Origin of the sequence: Marivirga sericea (assembly GCF_900177665.1) — a bacterium.
GTDB classification, from domain to species: domain Bacteria; phylum Bacteroidota; class Bacteroidia; order Cytophagales; family Cyclobacteriaceae; genus Marivirga; species Marivirga sericea.
The window spans coordinates 367,798-388,751 of record NZ_FXAW01000003.1 but is presented as its reverse complement, the minus strand read 5'-3'; the positions used below and the strand labels follow the sequence as shown (position 1 = coordinate 388,751).

Genomic DNA, 20,954 nt, shown 5'->3' with positions numbered 1-20,954 from the left:
AAACATTTTGCACAATATATGGCATAAAAAATCTTTACCAAGATATTAGATTAAATAAACAGATTATGAATCAAATTTTGAAAACAACAATCAGTGCATTTGTAGGTGGAGTTATTGGAGCTTTATTGATTGTTCATGTAACCGATCTGAATCAAAAACTGAATATAGGAGAAGCTGCTTTTCAGACACCGGTAAGTAACGTTAATAATCAGAATTTTGAAGAAGATCATTCTAATCCTGTAGCCTCTATTCCTGATATAGATTTCGTGGAGGCTTCGAAAAATAGTCGTGAAAGCGTAGTTTATATTAAAACCGTTTCAGAATCTTATGGTAGAAGCTCATGGTTAGATTTATGGCTTGGAGGAAGCGGAAGCATGCAACAAGTAGGTTCTGGTTCAGGTGTAATTTTTAAATCTGATGGCTATATAATTACCAATAACCATGTAATTGAAGGAGCAGATGAAATAGAAGTGGTGAGAAAAAAGAAAACCTATAAAGCAAGCCTCGTTGGGAGAGATCCATCAACAGATTTAGCTGTTTTGAAAATTAATGAGACAGATCTACCAGCCATCTCCATTGGTTCATCTAAGGATTTGAAAGTGGGTTCTTGGGTTTTGGCTGTCGGTAATCCTTTCAATTTAACCTCCACTGTAACGGCTGGTATTGTAAGTGCAAAAGGAAGGGAACTCAATATTCTGAAGAGTAACTTTCCAATTGAATCCTTTATTCAAACTGATGCTGCCATTAATCCGGGAAACAGCGGTGGAGCATTGGTGAATCCGAGAGGAGAATTGGTAGGGATCAATACTGCTATTTTATCTAGAACGGGCTCTTATGCTGGATATGGATTTGCTGTGCCTATTGACATTGCCAAGAAAATAGCTACTGATATAATTGAATATGGAATGGTACAAAAAGCCTTTTTGGGGGCAGAGGTAGCGAGTCTTTCAACAGAAATTGCTGATAAATTAAATACTGAAGATTTAGATGGAGTAGTCGTTAGCTATATTCAAGAAAAAGGTGCCGCTAATAAAGTAAATCTTCAGAAGGGGGATATCATCCGGGAGTTTAATGGGGAAGATATCAGTACGCATTCAGAATTTGAAGAAAAGCTTAGCATGCTTTCTCCAGGTGATAAACTGTATTTAACAATTGATAGAAATGGGAAAAGAATTCAAAAGGAATTGATTTTGACCAATAGCGAAAATACCACTGAGTTATTGAAAAGAGATGTTTATTTTTCCAAGTCATTGGGGGTTGAATTCGAAAGTGTTCCGATGGTGGAGAGAAATTTATTAGATATCAATAATGGAGTTCGAGTTGTGGATGTCAAAAACGGATTTTTCAAAAGGTTGAATATTGATGAAGGCTTTATCATCACTGCCATCAATGGTAATGAAGTAGATAATCCTAAAGAATTATCGGACACATTAGAATCCATAAAAGGAAAAGTAGTCGTTCAAGGCGTTAATAAAAAGGGTGTGAAGGGCTATTACTCTTTTTATTTTTAAACTGAGAATTAAATAAGGCATTAGTATCCTAACTAATGCCTTCCTTAATTTTTTACGCCACTCTCATGTTGCCTTAGTATTTTAGAAGACCCGGGGGAGATGAATTCTTCCTTACTGAAAATAGCCTTTTCTTCAATTAGTAAATCCAAATTGGGCTGTCCGGCATTTACCCAAGCCGTAAACCAATAATCTCCTACCATTTTTATGGAATTTCGCATTCGTCTTTCCACTTGTCCACCCAACATCGTATGATAGGCTTTTGAGAAATCTCTTGAATAGACTTTTACATTTACATTACCTCTCAATTCAGAGCTAAATTTTCGATCATCAGCCATTTTCTCTGTCAGCATTTTTTCAAATTTAAAGACGGAATCTAAGGCTAGGTGAGCATCTTTCACAGCTTCCCAAATGGCCAATTGAGTATTTTCAACATACTCTGCTTTCCCAATAAAGAAATCATAATTGGCTGAATAAAGCTCCGGTAAGCGTGACTCCCAAAATCCGTGAATTCCATATTGCCCCGTTAATTGTCCGTTATAGTTTTCAGTAGTGTGCAAAGGAACATTAGCATCTGCAATGTAATGGCCAAGATCCGCAGAATATCTTAGAATATCCTTTGCATTGTTTTCTTTAAAGGCTTCTGTCAGTTGATAGGTAACGAAATTCACGTGCCAGGGAACGATTCCATAAGCTTGCAAAGTGTCTTCGCTAAATCTTTCGACTGCATCATTCCAATAGCGTGGCATTTTATAAACTGCACTGTCGCCATAAACGTCCAAATCGATATAATGTCTAGGTGCTTCATAATCTACCGCATATCGTCTTCTGTCAGGGTTGACGGCATTTTCTGTTATGTATTGAACATGATGTTTGTAGAACCTAATCATTTCAGGAGGAAGTCTGAAAACAGCCATTCTATTGATTTTTTGATGAGCAAAGAACCCCCAATTCGGTTTAGTTTTGAACTGAAAAGAGAATATTGAAATGAATAGAACTAGAATGAATAATATCAGAGGGATAGATTTCATCTTATGATTTTGGCTGATTCAGAGTCTAAAATATAAATTTGTAAGTGAAAAAACAATGAAGCACATTCTTGTTATAAGCAGGAGTTGTCAATATTTAATCGTACTTTTGTAAGACTTTAAGGTGAGACAACCACTTATTTGATCGTTTTTATTACTATTTCGCAAAATAAATAATGATAAAAACGAATTGGCTTTGTTTAGTAAAACAAATTCTTTTAAATTTGCAGTCCTTAAAAAGATAGCAAGAAATTCATTAGATATAAATCAATATGGCAAATCACAAGTCAGCATTAAAAAGAATTCGCTCAAGTGCAGCAAAACGTTTGAGAAACAGATATCAAGCTAAAACTACGAGAACTTATATCCGTAGATTGAGAGCTACAGAAGATAAAGCGCAAGCTGAAGATCTTTTGAAAACTGTAACTTCAATGTTAGACAGATTAGCGAAAAAGAATATTATCCACAAGAAAAAGGCGGATAATAACAAGTCTAAATTAGCGAAGTTCGTAGCTAAATTAGCGTAAGAGATTCTAAGATATTAGTCTTAAGCCTCAACTCAGTCAGTTGAGGCTTTTTTAGTTTATGCTAATTTTTATAACTTTTGGGGATTTATTTTTTCAACCTTAAAGGTAAAACCCAAATGAAAGACGAACAGTATTCAGCGATATCTAGCATCAAAAGCTGGGCCGAAGCTGATAGACCAAGAGAAAAGTTATTAACGCACGGGCGTAGTGTCCTGTCTGATGCTGAACTAGTAGCCATTTTGATAGGTTCAGGAACGCAGTCTTTATCGGCTATTGACGTAGGTAAAAACATATTGTCAGATGTTAATAACGATTTAAACCATTTGGCAAAGTTCTCAGTAAAAGAATTGACAAGATTTAAGGGGATTGGGCAAGCAAAAGCTATTTCAATTATTGCCGCTTTAGAGCTGGGAAGAAGAAGGAAGGAATCTACCGTTCAGGAGAAGCCTAAAATTGTTAGTTCGCAAGATGCGTATGATTTATTAAAATCGGTTATGCTGGATTTGCATCATGAGGAATTTTGGGTCATCATGCTGAATAGAGCCAATAGAGTAATCAGAATGAAGAGAGTCAGCAGTGGTGGGATTTCAGGAACCGTTGCAGATGTTAAAATAATTTATAAGGAAGCTATTGATCAAATGGCTTCAGCCTTAATACTTGCACACAACCACCCTTCAGGCAACCGAAACCCAAGTGAGCAGGACGTTCGTCTGACTAGGAAAATGAAAGAAAGTGGACTCTTGTTAGATATTCCTGTACTGGATCATATTATTTTTGCAGAAGATAAGTACTACAGTTTTGCTGATGAGGCAATGCTTTAAATTGATGAATAGATTATGGATAATAACCCGGAATTAAACGGAAAATACTTAGGTACAATAACCGAAGATTTTGTGGCGATTTCAGAAACGCTTAAAGAAGCTTCTTATGCAGTAAGAAAGCAGGGATTTTCGGAATTCCCAATCTTTCCTATTTGTAAAACAGAACAGCCTATAGGACAAGTGTTGATCGGGGCAGGGGAGCTAAATTTAACCTGGAATTATTTCATTACTTATTTGGATGAGTTTGTTCAAAGAAAAATAGTGGATGAAGATAAGATAGAAGAATTCAAAAAAGCCTATAAGAATCCTGATGAATTTTGCTGTTTATTTGTCATAGATACTGATATGACGAGTTTCGTTTACGTCCCCTATCCCGAGGATTAGTGGTCTCTTTTTTTTAGAATTAAGTCTAAGGCAGTTCGACTTAAGCTGTCATTCATTTTTCTTATCACAACATCCATTTGTTGCGCTGTTGATTTTAATTTTGCGACTAGATAAGCGGGATCTTCATATCGTTCAAAAAGGCCTGCCAGTCCCATCATACTGGTTAAAGGACCGCGAAGCTCATGGGAGGTTTGAAAGGCATATTCAGTGAAGTCATCTAGGAGCTTTTGCTGATTTATTTCTAAGTCTTTCTTTTCGGTGATGTCATAGCTGATCGACATGAATTTATATATTTTGCCTTCATGATTTTTTATCGGACTGATTACAATATCTACCCAATAGCAATGTCCTTCTTTATTTTTATTTTTCAAATCTGCCCTCCAAATCTGGCCAGCTTTGATTTTCGCCCACATGTCATTCCAGAATTTTGAGTCATGAAATCCTGACTCTAAAATTTCAATCGGTTTCCCAATTAACTCATTTTGCTGGTAGCCGCTTACCCGGCAGAATTCACTATTAACTTCTTCTATATTTCCTGTGATATTAGTTATAGAAACTGAAGCAGCTTTATCTAAAGCTCTTTCAAAATTTTCTCGCTCCAATTCTGCCAATATCTTTTTATTAATGTTGATGGCATTGACTAATCTGCATTCTCTGTCTTTATATAAAGTTTTATGAGAATAGATATTGACGTAAAAGTGATTTCCAAATCTGTCTCGATGTAGCCACTCACCGCTATCAGCAAAGTCTTCTTTTAAGTTTTGTAGATGTATTTGTAGCTTTCCCACTTCTGATGAAGGCCTTAAGTCCTTAAGATTTAACTGACTCAACTCTTTTGAAAAGTAACCATATTGATTTCCAGCAGCTTTATTAGCTAGTAAAATATCTTGGCTATTGATTTCAAAGATATACATGGGATTTGGGTTCTCCTGAAATAACCTTCTAAAGTCATTCTTTACAGATTCTAGGGTTTTTGTTTTTCTTTTAATTAAATAGTACAACAGGAAAGTAGTCAGTATAACATAGAAAAAGCCTTTCCATTGACTAATTGTATTAGTAGTATCCGAATCCAAAATAAATCTTTCAGCAAAATAAAAGAGCAGTTCATCACTTAAACCAATCCATATAATACCTGTAAATAAATAAATAAGGGGGATTGTCCAATCTCTTTCTTCCAGTTTCATGGAGGCTGTATTTTTTTATTCTATTTAAATATACCTTTACAAGTGAATTTAAAAAAAAGGAATTTAGATGTAATACAAAATCATGATTTTATTTATTAAGCAAGATGTTGTTTTTGAAGAGTTATTCTACCTAATAGGAAGTCGTTTTGCTATCTATGTTTTATCTTTGCAATAAATCAGAATAATTATGGCAAAACAAGCAAAGAACCCAAAAGACACTTATACCATTATGACGGAATTGGTGTTACCCAATGATACAAATCCTCTTAATAATTTAATGGGAGGCAGATTGATGCATTGGATGGATATTGTTTCTGCTATAACTGCTCAGAAGCATTGTAATAGAATTGTGGTTACTGCCTCTGTGGATAATATTTCTTTTCAACACCCAATTGCGTTAGGGGATGTCGTGACCTTGGAAGCTAAAGTAACGAGAGCTTTTAGTTCTTCTGTGGAGGTTCATATTGTGGTAAAAGGAGAAAATATTCCTTCTGGAAAAAAATATCCTTCTAATTCCGCTTTCTTTACTTTTGTAGCGGTTGATCAGTCTGGTAGACCCATCGATGTTCCAGAATTAGTGCCAGAAACTGAAGAGGAACAAGAGCTTTTTGATGGCGCCTTGAGAAGACGACAATTACGATTGGTACTGGGTAAGCGAATGAAGCCTGAAGAAGCGACAGAATTGAAATCTATTTTTAAATTGGATGAATAATGGATATCGAGGAAGAATATTTGCCTGGTATATTTGAAGGTGATCAGCTTTTTGTTTTTCAAGAGGAAGACAAGAAAATTGATTATAATGTAGATAGCGATGCTCTTGCAAAGCAAAAAGTCGAAGAACCGCAAATTGAACTGAATACTTCTATAGAAAAAGCTCCGGTAGTGCACAAGGAAATAGTAATTCTAGTTCATCAAGATTTAGGAGAAAAGGAGGGAGAGACGTTAAAAAAATTACTAAATGCTATCAAAATTGAGGAGGGTCAATATGAAATTATTCATGATCATCCTGAGCAGTTAAAATCGATACAAGATTTAAAATTGTTCCTTTCTTTTCATAATCAGTATGTCCAATCATCGGAGTACCAAATATTAAAAATCAATAAGGGTAGTGCCATATACGCACACGATTTGACTGAGCTAAATAAAGATACATCCAAAAAGCTGATGCTTTGGAATCTCCTTAAGAAAATCGCTTAAACATATCCCTCTTTCATCTCATGATTGCGTCAATTGATTAATATTTGTAATTTTTTTCACATCTCACAATAGTACTTTTTTTCTAGAAATAGTCTTAAATAATACTATACGTACTAATAGGCAATAGCTGAAATCTTATTATTTATTTGCATTATAATTTGGTTTATAAAATAAACTAAATTACATTTGTATTGTCAACAAATTATTGAACCATGAAGAAACTATTTTTATTTGCGGTTTTGATTTGCTTTTCAGTGATGGTTTCTGAAAATGCAAAAGCACAAGGTGGGTTCGGAGGAGTACATGCCGGATCGGAGTTTACCAACAGCGGGAATTTATTATTGATAGGAGGTGGTGGAGCCTGGGTGATCAATTCTAACTTTTACTTGGGTGGGGCTGGATATGGCGGATCGAATACATTAGCTACCAGTAATGGAGAGTTGAGTTCGATTGGTTATGGAGGAATGATGTTTGGATACTTTAATGAAGTGAGAGAGTCTGTAAGAATTGGAGGGGATGTTTTGGCTGGTTCTGGTGGTTATGCAATTGACGATTTGGAAGAAGGCTTCTTTTTTATTGAGCCTAATCTGAAATTTTGGTATTCAGTCAATAGTTATATGCATATTTCGGCTGGAGTTTATTATAGGTTAGCTTATTTAGACGCGGATGCCGCTTTGAATCAGCAGGAGCTCAATAATTTCGGTGTTAAGTTAAGTCTAAACTTTGGGAGTTTATAAAGGATAATTGAAAATGGAAAAGGAAAATTTAAATGTAGAAGAAAGTTTGAACATCATCTCAGAGATGATCAGTAATACTAAATATAACATCAGCGAAGATAAATTTATCTACCTTATGTGGGGCTATGCAGTAGCGGTGTCATCAATGGCCCATTATGTATTGCAGTATCAATTCGGAATTGAAATGGCTTGGTTAGTGTGGTTGACGATGCCGATAGCAGGGGTTGTGAATGCTGTTTATTTCGGTCGTAAGAAAAGGAAAGCCAGAGTATTTAGTTTTACAGATCGCGCCATCGCATCTGTTTGGAAAGCATTTATAGCCGCATTATTTGTGTTTTTATTTGCCTCTCCTGCATTAGGTTGGAACGGGATTTATCCTGTTTTGATGGTTTTATATGGTATTGGCACTGCCAGCACTGGAGGTATCATTAAATATAAGGCGCTGACAGTTGGTGGATATCTTAGTATGGTAGTTGGCTTTGCTGCTTTCTATTTTGGCTTTGAAACGCAGCTATTTTTACTTTCATTATCTGTAACGGTAAGTTTTATAATTCCAGGTCATTTGTTACCTAAAAAAGTAAACGTATAAATCATGTTCGAGCCATTAGATCCATTATTGCATTCTCAGTTACGCTTAGCTGTTATGAGTTTGTTAATGAATGTAGAAGAGGCAGACTTTAATTATATAAAGGAGAAAACAAATGCCACTTCAGGAAATTTGAGCGTTCAGGTTAATAAATTGAAAGATGCAGGGTACATAAAGGTAGAGAAGACCTTTAAGGATAATTATCCGCATACTAGTTGTAGAATAACTGATCAAGGAGTTGATGCATTTGAAAAATATTTAAATGCATTGAGGTCTTATATTAAACCCACAGATTGATCTTTTTAAATATTGAGACTTCAAGGAGTCTTTTTTTATCTTAATATAGTTTATAAAATAAAGTAGTTTATTATGAAAAAGTTTAGAATAGTTTTAGGAGTTGTTTTGATGATCTTAGTCAATGCGCAATTCAGTGAAGCGCAAAAAGTAGATAGTTTAATGTATAAAGCATATCTGTTAAGCAGTGACAATTTATGGGAAGCTGCCCTTAATCAATTTGATAAGGAGAGGCCTCTACAGAAAGCCATAGCTTATTATGGGATTTTGAATAATACGATGGTTGCATCTAATGAGGAAAAGTTTGATGAATTCGTTGATCCAGCTTTAGAATACATTGAAAGTTTAGAAGAGCAAGGAATTCATAAGGCAGAAGCGATGGCGCTACGATCCTCAATCTATGGTTTTATCATGGCCTATTCTCCTTGGAAAGGGATGTATTATGGGCCTAAAAGCTCAAGCGCAATTGAAAGTGCAGTAGCCATGAATAGTGATTCACCGATTGTCAATATGATTTCAGGAACTTCACTATTCTATACCCCAGAAACTTTTGGTGGTGATAAAGAAGCTGCAGTTAAAGCTTTTGAAAAAGCAATTGCCCTATATGAAAAAGCAAATTATAAAGGATGGCTATATATTAATACACTGGCTAGTTTAGGTCAGGCATACCAAGCCATTGGTCAAAAGGATAAAGCGATTGAAACGTACGAGAAAGCTTTAACTGTTGAGCCCGAATTTAAATGGGTATCCTCTCAACTATTGCCTCAAGCTCAAGCAAGCAAATAAAAGTAGCATTTAAATTGATCAATAAAACATTTTTCAATGATGAAGAAGTTATTGTGTTTAGTGGGCTTGTTTTTTTTCTTGAGTGATGCTTTTGGGCAAATATCAATCTCCGGGAAGATCGTGTCAAATGATGAACCTCTTCTTGGAGCACATGTTTGGATGAAAAGCAATTATAAACTTAATGCTGTGACAAATAGCAAGGGCTATTTTACCATAGCGGGCATTCAGTTAGGTGATACTTTACTTTGTAGTTTTATTGGGTATAAGGAAAGGATTTTTATTGTAGCCGAACAAGATGATAATGTACTGATTAGTATGGAACCATATTCGCGACAGTTGGAAAGTGTTGAGGTAAAGGCCAGCGTTTTAGGAGCAGAAAATTTTGCTTTTGAAAAACTTGAGCCTTTGGATATTTACACTAATCCCAACTCTAAAGCAGATGCTTTGGTAGCTATTAATACACAGATGTCATCCACTACGAAAGATGAAAATGCGGCTGTGGCATTTAGGGGAGCTTCTCCGCAACAAACCGGTTACTTCTTGAATGGGGTGCCAGTAAAAAATCCTGTCAAATATGCTCAATTGACGAATACCGGAACACTCAGTATTTTTAATACAGATTTCCTAAAAAGTGCTACTGTTTTTCCTGGAAATCCACCGGTAGAATATGGTCAAGCTACTTCCGGTACGGTAGTGTTGGAACTAGCAGATCGCTTTCCTGACTATTGGCAACATACAGCTGTTATCTCTATGGCCAACGTAGGATATTCAGGTCGAGGGAAAGTTGGAGAAAGATCTTATGTGGGGGTTTTTGGAAATTACCAGTTTGATGAAATCTTAAAGGGAGTCAATACAAGTAATTTTGAAGATATCAATAGTTTTAATGCGTACGAAGGCGGTGCGCTTTTCACCACCCATCAGTCATGGGGATCTCTTAAGATCTACCAATATGGATTATTTGATTCGTATAATTTCAATTTTGAACACCCCAGTTATCAAGATGGATTTGTACAAAATGCTGAACGAAGTATTACTACAGCTCAATGGATACAGGATTTTGGGGCTTGGCAAGCCTCATTGATTGCGGGCAATTCATTAAGCAAAAATAACTATAATTTTGGTAACCTAGAATATAGTCAACAAAACAATGATCCCTATGCATCGGCAAATTTCACTTATAGTAAAAAGGGTGATGTATTTAAAACAGGCTATGCCTACTGGAACCAAAATAGTATTCTTAAGGGTAAGGTTCCTTCTTTAGGTTACGCCTTGGCGCCTGATCATCCTTCAATTACCATTAATTCCAAGGAACAGCTGCAAAGTCACGAGTATTATTTGTACGGGCGCAAAAAATGGGGCCACCATTCATTTGGCTCAGGAATGCGAACAGCTTATATTCCGGTCACCCATCAACAATTGTGGAGTTACCAGTTCAATTATTTATGGGAAATGAATAAAGGTCTGCAGTTGAAGGTAGGTCATGGAAAGTATTACCAAACTCGCATAGATACTGATCCTCAAATAATAGAACAGTCTCAATCTAGTATTGATCTTGATTTGAAACAAAAGGGCTGGGCTCTGCATCAAAGCTTTTTTCGAAATCACGGGGACAGCGCAGTTACTGGCAGTGAAAGCAGATTGACCTTTTTTCACAAGAATAAAATTCAGCTTGATCAATCAGCTTCATTTTATCTTCGAAGCAGCAAATGGGAATGGTTTGCACGTACTTTTTTAAAATATAATCCTTATCCTGGCTGGAGCTTAAATGCATCATTTCAAGTCTTCAAAGGAAATACTTTTCAATTAGTGAATAGTGCTCAATTTATTTCAAGTCTTGAAGTATTCGCACCTCAGGAACTATCATCTCCGAACTTCTTTAACCCTTATAGGAATTTTTCCATGGGGGCAAGCAAGTTGTTCCAATTGTCAAGTAAATTAAATGGTCTTGTATTTATAAATGTAGATAATGTCTTTGATTTCAAAAATGAAAATTCGATCAGCTACAATTATGATTACAGTAAATACAATTCTAATTACCTGACTAGAAGAAGTTTATATGCTGGTATAATATTCAATCTTGTGAATGATTAGTAAAAGACAATAAGTTAATTATGATTAGTTAAAACATATTAAATATCAATTATATAAGCATCAATTAAATTAAGAATCATGGAAAATAGAGATGAAGAATTATGGAAACTAGCTGAAGCTAGAGTAGGATTTAAGCGCCACTTAACAACTTATCTGTCGGTAAATGTATTAGTTTGGTTGCTATGGTATTTTACAGGAAGTTTCGGAAGCAGTTATGGTGATTTATTTCTCCCTTGGCCGTTATGGATGACTTTAGGGTGGGGGATAGGAATAACGTTACATTTCTTTGGAGTGTATGTAAATAATTCCTACTATTCTGTTGATCGCGAATATGAAAAATTAAAAAAGAAAAATAGATAAAAAATCTATTGAATTTGATCACAATAGCTTAATTTGAGTTTTTTAATTTTCTTGAGTTACTGTGATCATATTCTTAAACTTACTCCTATTAAATTTCAATATAATTTTTGATCAAGACGTCAAAGATTACCAATACTCCATTCAAAAAGGAGATTCATGTTTCAGAGCTGAAAACTATCAATGTGCAATCCAATATTATTCTAATATTGATGCAGATTTAGTACAATTCGATTCTGATGATGAAAAGTTGAAATATCAGCTCAATTATTCAGATGCACTTTACATAACAGGAGATTATCCAGTCGCTTTGAAGAGTTATCAGGTATTAAAATCAATAGCCGTCCAAAACCAAAATAAATTTTATCATGGTAAGGCGCAGATTGGCATAGCACATTCCTTATGGAGAATGACAGATAATGTAAAATCTATCGAAGAAATTTTGGAAGGGATTGAGATTTTTAAGCAGCTACAGGATACATCAAATTTTATAGAGGCCTCTAATATTCTTGGTGGTATCTATGTAAGTATCAAAAAATATGCAGATGCGCGAGCAATTTATCAGAGGATGTTGGAATATGCTATTCAGTCTAATGATTCTGTAAAAATCGCAACTAATTTTGAGTATTTGGGAATTGTAGATTGCTTTCAAGAGAAATATCAGGAGGCAATTTCTAATTATCAGAAGTCATTAGCCATTAATGAAAAGCGAGATAATACCTTTAATTTATCGATTACCCTTGGGAACCTAGCCGAACCTAAAATGAAGCTAGGTCAATATCAAGAAGCCTTAGATCTGCTTTACAGAGCTGTGAAGCTCCAAGAAAAACATCAGTACAAGTCCGTTTTAATTTACAGTTATTATACGCTTGGGGAAATTCATACATTGACTCAATCTTATGATAGTGGTTTGTACTATTATGATAAATCTTTGCAGATGATGGAGGAAACTTCAGAAACACGTGAACAAGAAAAGGTGTATAGGTTAATAGCTGAAAATTACGGAGAACAAGGTCTGTTTGAAATGGCTTATGAATATCATCAATTGCATAGTATAGAAAAGGATTCATTGATAGCCTTAGAAAGAAGCCGACAGTTGGAAGAGATTAAAACACGCTATGAAGTCGAGAGAAGAAACAGGGAGAATGAGGATTTGATTACTCAAAATACTAAGAAAGAAAAAGAACTCACTGCCCAAAAAGATTTAATTCAGTTGCAGTATGCGATAGGTGTTTTAATTATTATATTTCTCATCATATCGCTTTTTTTAGCTTTTAGATTATATAAAGTCAGGCAAACTTTAATTAATACTATTAGAAGCAAGGACAAGTTATTTGGAATTATTGCTCATGATTTGAAGGGGCCCATTGGAAATATTGGATCAATGTTACAATTGTTGAATGTAGAGCCAAACGAGAAAAGAAAAATAGAATATTTTCAATATCTCACCATATCAGTACAGAACTTATCGGCACTTACCAACCAATTACTCTCTTGGACTTTTAGTAACAAAGGAGATTTTAATTTTCATATTCAGAAGATGTCAGTACGAGAAATATCGGAAAGATCAATCCAGCTTTTTGAGTACCAGCTGACTGAAAAAGACCTACAGGTAGTAAATTTGATCGAAAGAGACTTGTATGTATGGGGAGATGAAAATGCATTATTAACAATTTTTAGAAATTTATTTTCTAATGCTGTGAAATTCACTCCAAGGGGAGGTGAGGTTAAATTAGAAGCAATCGATCAAAATAGTTTTGTAGAAACTACTATACGTGATAGTGGAGTAGGAATGTCCGAAAAAGCAATTGAAAATGTATTGGAAGGGAAGCATGTGGTCAGTAGTTCAGGGACAGACAATGAAAAGGGTAGTGGTTTAGGTTTTTCCATTGTGATGGAATTTGTCAAAAAATTAGAAGGTAAAATCAATATTAAGAGTGATGGGAAAACGGGTACTGCTGTGATTTTGAAATTACCAAAGGCATAAATCAAAATCTATAATTTAAGATTAATTGTGAATGATAAATGGACTCATATAAAAAATCATTCTCTGAGAAGCCATCCGTAATGAAGTATGAATTTAAGAATCTCAACTTTAGTGCTTTCCAATTGCCTTTGAAATGAGTTTGAATATCTAAGCTGAGCTGTGTCATTGAATTGCTCGCTTTAGACTGGCTGAAGGAACTATGAACACCATAGAGGCCGATGTTAAGTGATTCCCAGTTATTGAATGGCTGAATATCCAATTTTAGCGCCCTACTATTGATTTGCTCTAGGCCCATGATTCTGTGTCTGCTAATAAAGGTATAAAATGGCTCAGCACCCCATTCTGAAGGGAATTTCATAGCATAGTCAGATAAATTGGCGGTTTGATTGTAGGATAATTGCCATTTGTCCTCCGTCCATTTGATCTGACCAGATATTTTGTGTGCTATGTGGTCCTGATCTAAGTAATGATTTTCATTTACAGCATTTTGAAAGTAGTATTGCAGTCCAAGCTTGACTTTACTTTCTTGATATTCTATTTGATTAAATGTGATAAAGCTGATATTTTCAATGAGATATTGCCAGGAATGGAAGCTAATTTTTTCGTTAGGAATATAATGACCACCAGCAATTAATAGTCCCTTTGTGTCCATCACATAATGACTCGAATCAGGATCTAGTAAGTGATCATAAAGGTTGATGCTTTCACTTATTTCAATCCACTCAGTAGTAGATCTGGGAGACACTTTATTGAAAAATCCACCATTGATCTCAAAACGGTGTCCCTCATTCCAATCTATCCAAATGCCTTGAAATGCGGATGGCTTCATTCTAGAATCCTGAGGATTGACCAAAGGTGTATTTAGAAGCATCTTACCTATTTTGACATAAGAGTCTTTATGGCGGTATTTGATAAAAAGCTCTTCAAGTCGATCTAAGTCATGCTTATTGTCGGGGTCTTCTAAGTCAAATAACTGACGTTCCCATTTCGGTAGGTAAAAGCTTTCAGTTGTATTGCTTAAGTCAGTAGATAGAATGTTGTAGGTATAGATCCCTCCTATCCCTATTTGGAATCCATGCCAGTATGCACTGTGATAGTAGATTCGGCCTCCAAGTCCTGCCGCACCGCTGAAGTGTTGACTCTCGGGTCGATAAGTGCTAATAAAATTCGAACGAAATAACCCGCTTACATGCCCTTTTTTAAACCATTCATGAAAACTGTGAGCTTCATTAGGATTGAAAGAGCCGTGCGAAACAGAATCGATGGATTCAAATTGTTGGTGATTATTTTGCGCGCTTAGTACGAAAGGTGCGAGTATAAATAACAATATATATGAATAAAATTTCATATAAAAGAGGTTTAAAAAAGAGGCTCTCATAAAAATTTAAGCGAGCCTCCCTTTTTATAACTAAAGAATAAATCTATTTCAATGTTGAAGGACAAACATAGTCAGTTCTAGGAATGTCAGTTTCAGTTATTGCTTTAAAGCCACCGGCAACATCTACTAGTTTATGAACTCCTCTTGATTTCATGATCGATGCTGCAATCATTGATCGATATCCTCCCGCGCAGTGCAGATGATAGGTTTGATCTTTATCCAATTCATCAAAATGATCATTGATATAATCCAATGGGAAATTTTGTGCGTCTTCTACATGTTCAGATTGAAATTCAGATGGTTTTCTCACATCTAGCACTGTCAATTCTGAAGATTTTAATGCTGACGCAAATTCTGTAGCGGGAATAGATCGTACACTATCAGTATCTTTCCCAGCTGCTTTCCAGGCACTAATTCCCCCTTTTAAGTAACCTAAAGTATTATCATATCCAACTCTTGAAAGACGTGTGACAATTTCTTCTTCCCGTCCTTCCTCGGTGATGAATACTATCGGTTGTTGCAAATCGGGGATTAAAGCACCTACCCAAGGAGCAAAGCTTCCATCAATTCCAATAAAGATAGAATTAGGAATGTGCTCTTTTGCAAAATGCTCTTGGTGTCTGGTATCCAAGACTAATGCACCTTCATGGTTCGCCATAGCTTCAAATGTTTCTACATCTAAGCCTACGTTACCTTTTTCCAAGATTTTATCTAATCCAGAAGTTTCGGAAGATTTGTTCATAGCCACATTTTGAGCAAAATATTGTGGTGGAGGTAATAAGCCATCAGTTACTTCATTGATGAATTCCTCTTTTGTCATATCCGCTCTAAGTGCGTAATTATTTTCCTTTTGATTGCCCAAAAGATCAGTAGTTTCTTTGCTCATATTTTTACCACAAGCAGAACCAGCACCGTGTGCAGGATAAACCACTACCTCATCAGGCAATGTCATGATTTTATTTCTTAAACTGTCAAAAAGCATTCCTGCTAAATCTTCTTGAGTGATTGACCCTGCTTTTTGGGCTAAATCAGGTCTCCCGACATCACCAATAAATAATGTGTCACCGCTGAAGATTGCTTTTTCATTTCCATCTTTATCTATTAATAAGAAAGTAGAACTTTCTAAAGTATGACCTGGAGTATGCAAAACTTTTATTTTTATGTCTCCAACCTCAAATAACTCCCCGTCTTTAGCTTCGTGCATTTTGAAATCTGTTTTAGCACCAGGACCGTAAACGATTGTCGCTCCTGTCTTTTCTGCCAAATCAACATGACCAGATACGAAATCTGCATGAAAGTGTGTTTCGAAAATATATTTAATTTTAGCTCCGTCTTTTTGCGCTTTTTCAATGTAGGGAGCTGATTCTCTTAATGGATCTATAATAGCAACTTCTCCTTTGCTTTCAATATAGTAAGCGCCTTGCGCTAAACATCCGGTATAAATCTGTTCTATATTCATAATTCAAAATTAATTTCTTTTTAAACTTCTCACAAATATACGGCAGTGTTCAAATCTGGATTGTAACATCGGTTACTGATTCTTAAAAATCAGCACGCAATCTATTTAAATGAGTTGTTTCTAAAGAATTTCAATATAATTTCTTCTTTGTTCTATCTTATCTTCTTTTTCTAGTTTCTTAAGGAGTCGCGAAATCACCACTCTAGAAGTGTTCAGCTCATTTGCTATTTGCTGATGCGTTTTCTTGATTTCAAATGAACCACTTGCAATCTTTTTGTCCAGTAAGTAATTATACAGTCTTTCATCTAGATTCATGAATACCATGCTATCAATGGTGTGCAGTAATTCATCAAATCTAGTTTGGTAGGAATTAAAAACAAATCTTCTAAAGCTTCGATACTTTGTAATCCAGTTGTCCAGATTGGAGACAGGCATCATCCATAGTTCTGAATCATCTTCTGCTACTACGTGAAAAGAACTTCTTTTCCCTTCCAAACAACAAGTAATAGACATCGCACAGGTTTCGCCTCCTTCTAAGTAGTACAGAAATACTTCATTACCATTTTCATCTGAACGCATAACCCTCAATAAACCAGACATCACTAAAGGCATCTCTTGCGCTTCATCGTCCGGTGTAATGACAGTTTGCCCAGCTTTTGCTTTTTTTAATCTGCCATACTTCAAGATTTCATCTTTTAGCTCTGGTTCAAATGGGGACTTCTCAAGTACTTCCTTTATTTTTTCGTTCATTATATTAATCGCAACAATTTTCTAAACAATTTAATAAATTCTCAATTTCCTTTTTTGCAGGTGAATAGTAAATCTTTCTACCATCTCTCCTTGAACACACTACTCCAGCTTCTTTTAATGCCGCTAAATGGTGAGACAAAAGTGACTGCTCACAATTTTCAAGCTTTTCGCATATTTCATTAACTGTCATTTCTCCCTCATTAAGCAAGAGCTGAACGATTCTCAATCGGTTTTGATTGGCAACAGCTTTTAAAACTTTTGCCATCGCAACTAATTTCTTTTCAGATTTATGAACTTCCATCACTTTCATATCGTAATATATGAAAAAATGTTTATATATTATTTTTCAAGATTTTAATTATTCTTTTTTGGAAGTATCAATATGTCAGAAAAAACTAAATTAGACACCATCAAGAAAACATTCCCTGTAACTGGTATGAGCTGTGCAGCTTGTGCTTCCAGCGTGGGTTCTACACTAAAAAGTACCAAGGGTGTTTCTGATGCAGAAGTTAATTTTGCGACCCATACCGCTTGGGCAACTTTCAATCCTGAAGAGGTTTCATTAGCAGATTTAAAATCTGCTTTACAAGGAGTGGGATATGACGCCATTATAGAAGAAGAAAATGTTGCTGAAAAACAGGAAGAAGCTCAGATGAAACAATTTCTTGAAATTAAGAGAAGTCTGATTGGTTCCGCTATTCTTTCGATACCTGTTTTTATCATCGGTATGTTTTTCATGGATTGGCAAGTGGGTCATTACATTTCCCTTCCATTGTCAGCAGTAGTCTTATTTTACTTTGGGGGACATTTCTTCAAAGGGGCTTTGAGGCAAGCTAAGAATGGGAAAGCTAATATGGATACTTTGGTGGCACTCAGCACTGGAATAGCCTTTGCCTTAAGTGTTTTTAATACTTTCTATCCTGAATTTTGGATCGACAGAGGTTTAGAAGCACATGTGTATTATGAAGCAGCTGTTGTAATCATCACCTTTATTTCACTAGGAAAATACTTAGAGGAAAAGGCTAAAACGAATACATCTTCTGCCTTGAAAAAGCTCATCGGATTGCAACCTAAAACGCTTAACGTTTTAATAGGGGGCAAAGAAGAAGAAATACCAATTAGTGCTGTAAAAGAAGGTTTTGAAATTATAGTAAAGCCAGGAGATAAAATTCCTGTGGATGGACAAGTAGTAAGCGGAGATTCTTATGTAAATGAAAGCATGATAACAGGCGAACCCGTTCCTGTTCAAAAATTAGCTGGAGCAAAAGTGTTCGCTGGCACGATCAATCAAAAAGGGAGTTTCACATTCACAGCCGAAAAAGTTGCCGGAGATACTTTATTAGCTTCTATCATTGAAAGAGTAAAAGAAGCACAGGGCAGTAAAGCTCCAGTACAAAAACTAGTAGATAAGATTGCAGGGATCTTCGTTCCGACAGTGATTGGAATTGCTGTAGTTACATTCATCTTATGGCAAATTTTCGGTGGGGAAAATGCCTTAACGCAAGGAATGCTATCTGCTATAACTGTGCTCGTGATTGCATGTCCTTGTGCCTTGGGATTAGCAACTCCAACTGCTATTATGGTTGGTGTCGGGAAAGGAGCAGAAAATAATATATTGATCCGAGATGCAGAAAGTCTAGAGAAAGCTTATCAAGCGGACGCCATTATACTGGATAAAACCGGAACCATTACGGAAGGAAAGCCCTCAGTGATAAATCAAAAATGGTTCACTGAAAATGATAATGTAAAGTCTATTTTATACCAAATAGAGGCTAAAAGTGAGCATCCTTTAGGGGAAGCAGTTTTAAACCATCTAAAGCCTGATGAGCAATCGATCGTACAGATCGATGCATTTGAAAGTATTTCTGGTAGGGGAGTAAGGGCAAAACTGGAAAAACAAAATCATTATGTTGGCAACTTAGCGCTTTTGAAAGAAGAAAAAATTGAGGTCAATAACGAAATTTTGAAACTAGCAGATGAATGGGAAATAGAGGGACAGACTGTGATTTATTTTGCTACTAATGCGCAAGTTTTGGCCATTATCGGGATAGCTGATGAAATAAAGAAGAATGCTAGACAAAGTATTCAACAGTTGCGCAACAGAGGGATGGAAGTATATATGCTGACTGGTGATGCAGAAAAAACAGCAGGAGTAGTCGCAGATGCAGTCGGGATAAAACATGTGAAAGCACATCTAATGCCAGCTGATAAATCTAATTTTGTAAAGGAATTACAGTCCCAAGGTAAAATTGTGGCAATGGTAGGGGATGGCATTAACGACTCAGAAGCCTTGGCTCAAGCAGATGTTAGTATCGCAATGGGCAAAGGATCTGATATAGCTATTGACGTTGCTAAGATGACTTTGATAGGTTCAGACTTACAAAATTTGCCAAAAGCATTTCATTTGTCTCAATTAACGATAAAAGGCATTCGTCAGAATCTCTTCTGGGCATTTGTCTACAATATTATAGGTATTCCTCTAGCTGCGGGACTGCTATATCCATTCACAGGCTTCTTGTTGAATCCGATGATTGCAGGGGCAGCTATGGCCTTTAGTTCTGTTTCAGTAGTATTGAATAGTTTGAGATTGAAAAGTATAAAGCTATAAGTTTGGAGCAAAAATAAATAGTATGGAATTATTTGATTTAAAATACTAAAGGTTTAATTTCATGAAGAACTATCAACTTTTTTATGAAGTTATTATTTAAAATTAGCAGCCTTATTTTATTTATTGCTTGGTCATTATCCGCACAAGCACAAAGCAAAATTGTAATTGACGACCGGACTTCCGTTCTGACTGATGAGGTAGAAAACCTACTCCAAAAGAAATTTTTGGAGAAGAATTTGTATTTGACAACTTCTGTCGATTTCAAAAATAAATGTGATTACTATTTTGCTTCTATTCTAAAAAGTGATCGAACTTATTTTATGGAAGTTGAAAATTGCGATAATGAGTTATTAGGATCAGTCTCAGCTGGATCTAGTCTTGAATCTGCCTCAGCTAGTGAAAAAGCAGTCATTATTTTTTACAATATTATAGATTTAATTGAGAATCCCGCGGCACCGCAATCAAATGATTTTAAAGGTGATTTCAAAACTGAGCAATACATCCACCCAGATTCGATGATCTCTGAACATGATTCTCGCTACTTCTTTGCCCCAACAGCATTACCTTTGAAAAAAAGCGAATTATACTATAATTCATTATATTTTCTACTGCATGATATCCAATATGGTGTGACTGATCGTTTGACTGTAGGAATGGGAACTACTATAATAGGACTACCCGTTTATTTTACTGCGAAGTACAGTATCCCGCTTCAGGATAAATCACATTTCGCTATTGGAAATATGTTAGTTGCAGGCACTTACGGGACTAATTTCTTAGGAAATTTGGCTTTTGGGACTTATACTTATGGTGATAGCCATAGCAATATTTCAATTGGTGCAGGACACCTATATTTTGATCCCGGTAACAGCAATTCTGGACGAAGTTCTTCTATAGTAGGCAACCTATCCGGTATCCTAAGAGCGGGTAAATATTTTTATTTCTTAACTGAAAATTATCTGTTTAATTTTCAGAATACAGAGACGGCTGATAGAATTACTTCCTTACCAGATGGAACTTTTATTTTTCAAGAAGGTGAGTTTAGCGTACGTAGAAATATTTGGTACGGTCTGACCGGTATTCGCTTTGTTAGGAAAAGTAATGAATTAGTAAGTTGGCAATTGGGATTGACTCATTTGCTTATTGTAAATTCAGACATTCCATCTCCTTATAATTCACCAGATTGGAATTCTTTCAGTTATAATGCAGGTTCAACCTTTGTTACCTTTCCCACTATTTCTTATACAAGAAAATTCAAGTTGTAAATTCTAT

At 35.6% G+C, this 20,954-nt stretch carries 21 protein-coding genes; 15 read left to right on the top strand and 6 right to left on the bottom strand.

Annotation, left to right across the window (positions count from 1 at the left end; genetic code table 11):
• The first annotated feature begins 65 nt into the window (after nucleotides 1-65).
• Nucleotides 66-1,511 (top strand): S1C family serine protease, encoded by a 1,446-nt coding sequence (locus tag B9Y84_RS09315; RefSeq protein ID WP_085516814.1) that lies wholly within the window; start codon nucleotides 66-68, stop codon nucleotides 1,509-1,511.
• A 44-nt stretch (nucleotides 1,512-1,555) separates the two neighbouring features.
• On the opposite strand, the gene B9Y84_RS09310 is transcribed toward B9Y84_RS09315, so the two are convergent.
• A complete protein-coding gene (locus tag B9Y84_RS09310) occupies nucleotides 1,556-2,539 on the bottom strand; it encodes a zinc dependent phospholipase C family protein (RefSeq protein ID WP_085516813.1) in 984 nt (327 codons plus the stop codon).
• Between the two features lie 269 nt (nucleotides 2,540-2,808).
• On the opposite strand from B9Y84_RS09310, the gene rpsT reads away from it, so the two are divergent.
• From rpsT to B9Y84_RS09295, 3 genes are all read left to right on the top strand, one after another.
• Nucleotides 2,809-3,063 carry a 30S ribosomal protein S20 gene (gene rpsT, locus B9Y84_RS09305; RefSeq protein WP_085516812.1) on the top strand — a complete coding sequence of 85 codons (255 nt, stop codon included), beginning with the start codon at nucleotides 2,809-2,811 and terminating at the stop codon, nucleotides 3,061-3,063.
• A 116-nt stretch (nucleotides 3,064-3,179) separates the two neighbouring features.
• On the top strand, nucleotides 3,180-3,884 hold the full coding sequence (gene radC / locus B9Y84_RS09300) for a RadC family protein (protein ID WP_085516811.1): 705 nt from the start codon (nucleotides 3,180-3,182) through the stop codon (nucleotides 3,882-3,884).
• Nucleotides 3,885-3,899: 15 nt separating this feature from the next.
• Nucleotides 3,900-4,268, top strand: coding sequence for a hypothetical protein (locus B9Y84_RS09295; RefSeq protein ID WP_085516810.1), 369 nt, complete (start codon nucleotides 3,900-3,902; stop codon nucleotides 4,266-4,268).
• On the opposite strand, the gene B9Y84_RS09290 is transcribed toward B9Y84_RS09295, so the two are convergent.
• Nucleotides 4,265-5,452 (bottom strand): PAS domain S-box protein, encoded by a 1,188-nt coding sequence (locus tag B9Y84_RS09290; RefSeq protein ID WP_085516809.1) that lies wholly within the window; start codon nucleotides 5,450-5,452, stop codon nucleotides 4,265-4,267. The two genes, B9Y84_RS09295 and B9Y84_RS09290, sit on opposite strands and share 4 nt — an antisense overlap.
• A 187-nt stretch (nucleotides 5,453-5,639) precedes the next feature.
• Here B9Y84_RS09290 and B9Y84_RS09285 point away from each other — a divergent pair, with 187 nt between their 5' ends.
• The 9 genes from B9Y84_RS09285 (at nucleotide 5,640) to B9Y84_RS09245 (ending at nucleotide 13,487) form a co-directional block, all read left to right on the top strand.
• Nucleotides 5,640-6,164, top strand: a complete 525-nt coding sequence (locus B9Y84_RS09285; protein ID WP_085516808.1) for an acyl-CoA thioesterase — start codon at nucleotides 5,640-5,642, stop codon at nucleotides 6,162-6,164.
• Nucleotides 6,164-6,649, top strand: coding sequence for a hypothetical protein (locus tag B9Y84_RS09280; protein WP_085516807.1), 486 nt, complete (start codon nucleotides 6,164-6,166; stop codon nucleotides 6,647-6,649). Before B9Y84_RS09285 ends, B9Y84_RS09280 begins: the two co-directional genes overlap by 1 nt.
• A 212-nt stretch (nucleotides 6,650-6,861) precedes the next feature.
• The gene (locus B9Y84_RS09275; RefSeq protein ID WP_085516806.1) at nucleotides 6,862-7,386 is read left to right on the top strand and encodes a hypothetical protein; all 525 of its coding nucleotides are present in this window, start codon (nucleotides 6,862-6,864) and stop codon (nucleotides 7,384-7,386) included.
• 13 nt (nucleotides 7,387-7,399) lie between these two features.
• The gene (locus B9Y84_RS09270; protein ID WP_085516805.1) at nucleotides 7,400-7,975 is read left to right on the top strand and encodes a hypothetical protein; all 576 of its coding nucleotides are present in this window, start codon (nucleotides 7,400-7,402) and stop codon (nucleotides 7,973-7,975) included.
• Between the two features lie 3 nt (nucleotides 7,976-7,978).
• Nucleotides 7,979-8,269 carry a winged helix-turn-helix domain-containing protein gene (locus B9Y84_RS09265; protein WP_085516804.1) on the top strand — a complete coding sequence of 97 codons (291 nt, stop codon included), beginning with the start codon at nucleotides 7,979-7,981 and terminating at the stop codon, nucleotides 8,267-8,269.
• A 72-nt stretch (nucleotides 8,270-8,341) separates the two neighbouring features.
• Nucleotides 8,342-9,052 (top strand): tetratricopeptide repeat protein, encoded by a 711-nt coding sequence (locus B9Y84_RS09260; protein WP_085516803.1) that lies wholly within the window; start codon nucleotides 8,342-8,344, stop codon nucleotides 9,050-9,052.
• A gap of 36 nt (nucleotides 9,053-9,088) precedes the next feature.
• The gene (locus tag B9Y84_RS09255; protein ID WP_085516802.1) at nucleotides 9,089-11,143 is read left to right on the top strand and encodes a TonB-dependent receptor; all 2,055 of its coding nucleotides are present in this window, start codon (nucleotides 9,089-9,091) and stop codon (nucleotides 11,141-11,143) included.
• Nucleotides 11,144-11,221: 78 nt separating this feature from the next.
• Nucleotides 11,222-11,503 carry a 2TM domain-containing protein gene (locus B9Y84_RS09250; RefSeq protein WP_085516801.1) on the top strand — a complete coding sequence of 94 codons (282 nt, stop codon included), beginning with the start codon at nucleotides 11,222-11,224 and terminating at the stop codon, nucleotides 11,501-11,503.
• Between the two features lie 61 nt (nucleotides 11,504-11,564).
• Nucleotides 11,565-13,487, top strand: coding sequence for an ATP-binding protein (locus B9Y84_RS09245; protein WP_085516800.1), 1,923 nt, complete (start codon nucleotides 11,565-11,567; stop codon nucleotides 13,485-13,487).
• 1 nt (nucleotide 13,488) lies between these two features.
• On the opposite strand, the gene B9Y84_RS09240 is transcribed toward B9Y84_RS09245, so the two are convergent.
• The 4 genes from B9Y84_RS09240 to B9Y84_RS09225 all read right to left on the bottom strand — a co-directional run bounded on the left by B9Y84_RS09240 (nucleotide 13,489) and on the right by B9Y84_RS09225 (nucleotide 17,384).
• The gene (locus tag B9Y84_RS09240) at nucleotides 13,489-14,835 is read right to left on the bottom strand and encodes an OprD family outer membrane porin (RefSeq protein ID WP_176223761.1); all 1,347 of its coding nucleotides are present in this window, start codon (nucleotides 14,833-14,835) and stop codon (nucleotides 13,489-13,491) included.
• Between the two features lie 73 nt (nucleotides 14,836-14,908).
• Nucleotides 14,909-16,324, bottom strand: coding sequence for an MBL fold metallo-hydrolase (locus B9Y84_RS09235; protein WP_085516798.1), 1,416 nt, complete (start codon nucleotides 16,322-16,324; stop codon nucleotides 14,909-14,911).
• 120 nt (nucleotides 16,325-16,444) lie between these two features.
• Nucleotides 16,445-17,074, bottom strand: coding sequence for a Crp/Fnr family transcriptional regulator (locus B9Y84_RS09230; RefSeq protein WP_085516797.1), 630 nt, complete (start codon nucleotides 17,072-17,074; stop codon nucleotides 16,445-16,447).
• 4 nt (nucleotides 17,075-17,078) lie between these two features.
• Nucleotides 17,079-17,384, bottom strand: a complete 306-nt coding sequence (locus tag B9Y84_RS09225) for an ArsR/SmtB family transcription factor (RefSeq protein ID WP_085516796.1) — start codon at nucleotides 17,382-17,384, stop codon at nucleotides 17,079-17,081.
• Nucleotides 17,385-17,456: 72 nt separating this feature from the next.
• Here B9Y84_RS09225 and B9Y84_RS09220 point away from each other — a divergent pair, with 72 nt between their 5' ends.
• Nucleotides 17,457-19,682, top strand: coding sequence for a heavy metal translocating P-type ATPase (locus B9Y84_RS09220; protein WP_085516795.1), 2,226 nt, complete (start codon nucleotides 17,457-17,459; stop codon nucleotides 19,680-19,682).
• Between the two features lie 83 nt (nucleotides 19,683-19,765).
• Nucleotides 19,766-20,947 (top strand): hypothetical protein, encoded by a 1,182-nt coding sequence (locus B9Y84_RS09215; protein ID WP_085516794.1) that lies wholly within the window; start codon nucleotides 19,766-19,768, stop codon nucleotides 20,945-20,947.
• Nucleotides 20,948-20,954 lie beyond the last annotated feature (7 nt).

Coding starts and splice junctions, on each gene's coding strand:
- B9Y84_RS09315 (WP_085516814.1), top strand. CDS start 66: ATGAATCAAATTTTGAAAACAACAATCAGTGCATTTGTAGGTGGAGTT.
- B9Y84_RS09310 (WP_085516813.1), bottom strand. CDS start 2,539: ATGAAATCTATCCCTCTGATATTATTCATTCTAGTTCTATTCATTTCA.
- rpsT (WP_085516812.1), top strand. CDS start 2,809: ATGGCAAATCACAAGTCAGCATTAAAAAGAATTCGCTCAAGTGCAGCA.
- radC (WP_085516811.1), top strand. CDS start 3,180: ATGAAAGACGAACAGTATTCAGCGATATCTAGCATCAAAAGCTGGGCC.
- B9Y84_RS09295 (WP_085516810.1), top strand. CDS start 3,900: ATGGATAATAACCCGGAATTAAACGGAAAATACTTAGGTACAATAACC.
- B9Y84_RS09290 (WP_085516809.1), bottom strand. CDS start 5,452: ATGAAACTGGAAGAAAGAGATTGGACAATCCCCCTTATTTATTTATTT.
- B9Y84_RS09285 (WP_085516808.1), top strand. CDS start 5,640: ATGGCAAAACAAGCAAAGAACCCAAAAGACACTTATACCATTATGACG.
- B9Y84_RS09280 (WP_085516807.1), top strand. CDS start 6,164: ATGGATATCGAGGAAGAATATTTGCCTGGTATATTTGAAGGTGATCAG.
- B9Y84_RS09275 (WP_085516806.1), top strand. CDS start 6,862: ATGAAGAAACTATTTTTATTTGCGGTTTTGATTTGCTTTTCAGTGATG.
- B9Y84_RS09270 (WP_085516805.1), top strand. CDS start 7,400: ATGGAAAAGGAAAATTTAAATGTAGAAGAAAGTTTGAACATCATCTCA.
- B9Y84_RS09265 (WP_085516804.1), top strand. CDS start 7,979: ATGTTCGAGCCATTAGATCCATTATTGCATTCTCAGTTACGCTTAGCT.
- B9Y84_RS09260 (WP_085516803.1), top strand. CDS start 8,342: ATGAAAAAGTTTAGAATAGTTTTAGGAGTTGTTTTGATGATCTTAGTC.
- B9Y84_RS09255 (WP_085516802.1), top strand. CDS start 9,089: ATGATGAAGAAGTTATTGTGTTTAGTGGGCTTGTTTTTTTTCTTGAGT.
- B9Y84_RS09250 (WP_085516801.1), top strand. CDS start 11,222: ATGGAAAATAGAGATGAAGAATTATGGAAACTAGCTGAAGCTAGAGTA.
- B9Y84_RS09240 (WP_176223761.1), bottom strand. CDS start 14,835: ATGAAATTTTATTCATATATATTGTTATTTATACTCGCACCTTTCGTA.
- B9Y84_RS09235 (WP_085516798.1), bottom strand. CDS start 16,324: ATGAATATAGAACAGATTTATACCGGATGTTTAGCGCAAGGCGCTTAC.
- B9Y84_RS09230 (WP_085516797.1), bottom strand. CDS start 17,074: ATGAACGAAAAAATAAAGGAAGTACTTGAGAAGTCCCCATTTGAACCA.
- B9Y84_RS09225 (WP_085516796.1), bottom strand. CDS start 17,384: ATGAAAGTGATGGAAGTTCATAAATCTGAAAAGAAATTAGTTGCGATG.
- B9Y84_RS09220 (WP_085516795.1), top strand. CDS start 17,457: ATGTCAGAAAAAACTAAATTAGACACCATCAAGAAAACATTCCCTGTA.
- B9Y84_RS09215 (WP_085516794.1), top strand. CDS start 19,766: ATGAAGTTATTATTTAAAATTAGCAGCCTTATTTTATTTATTGCTTGG.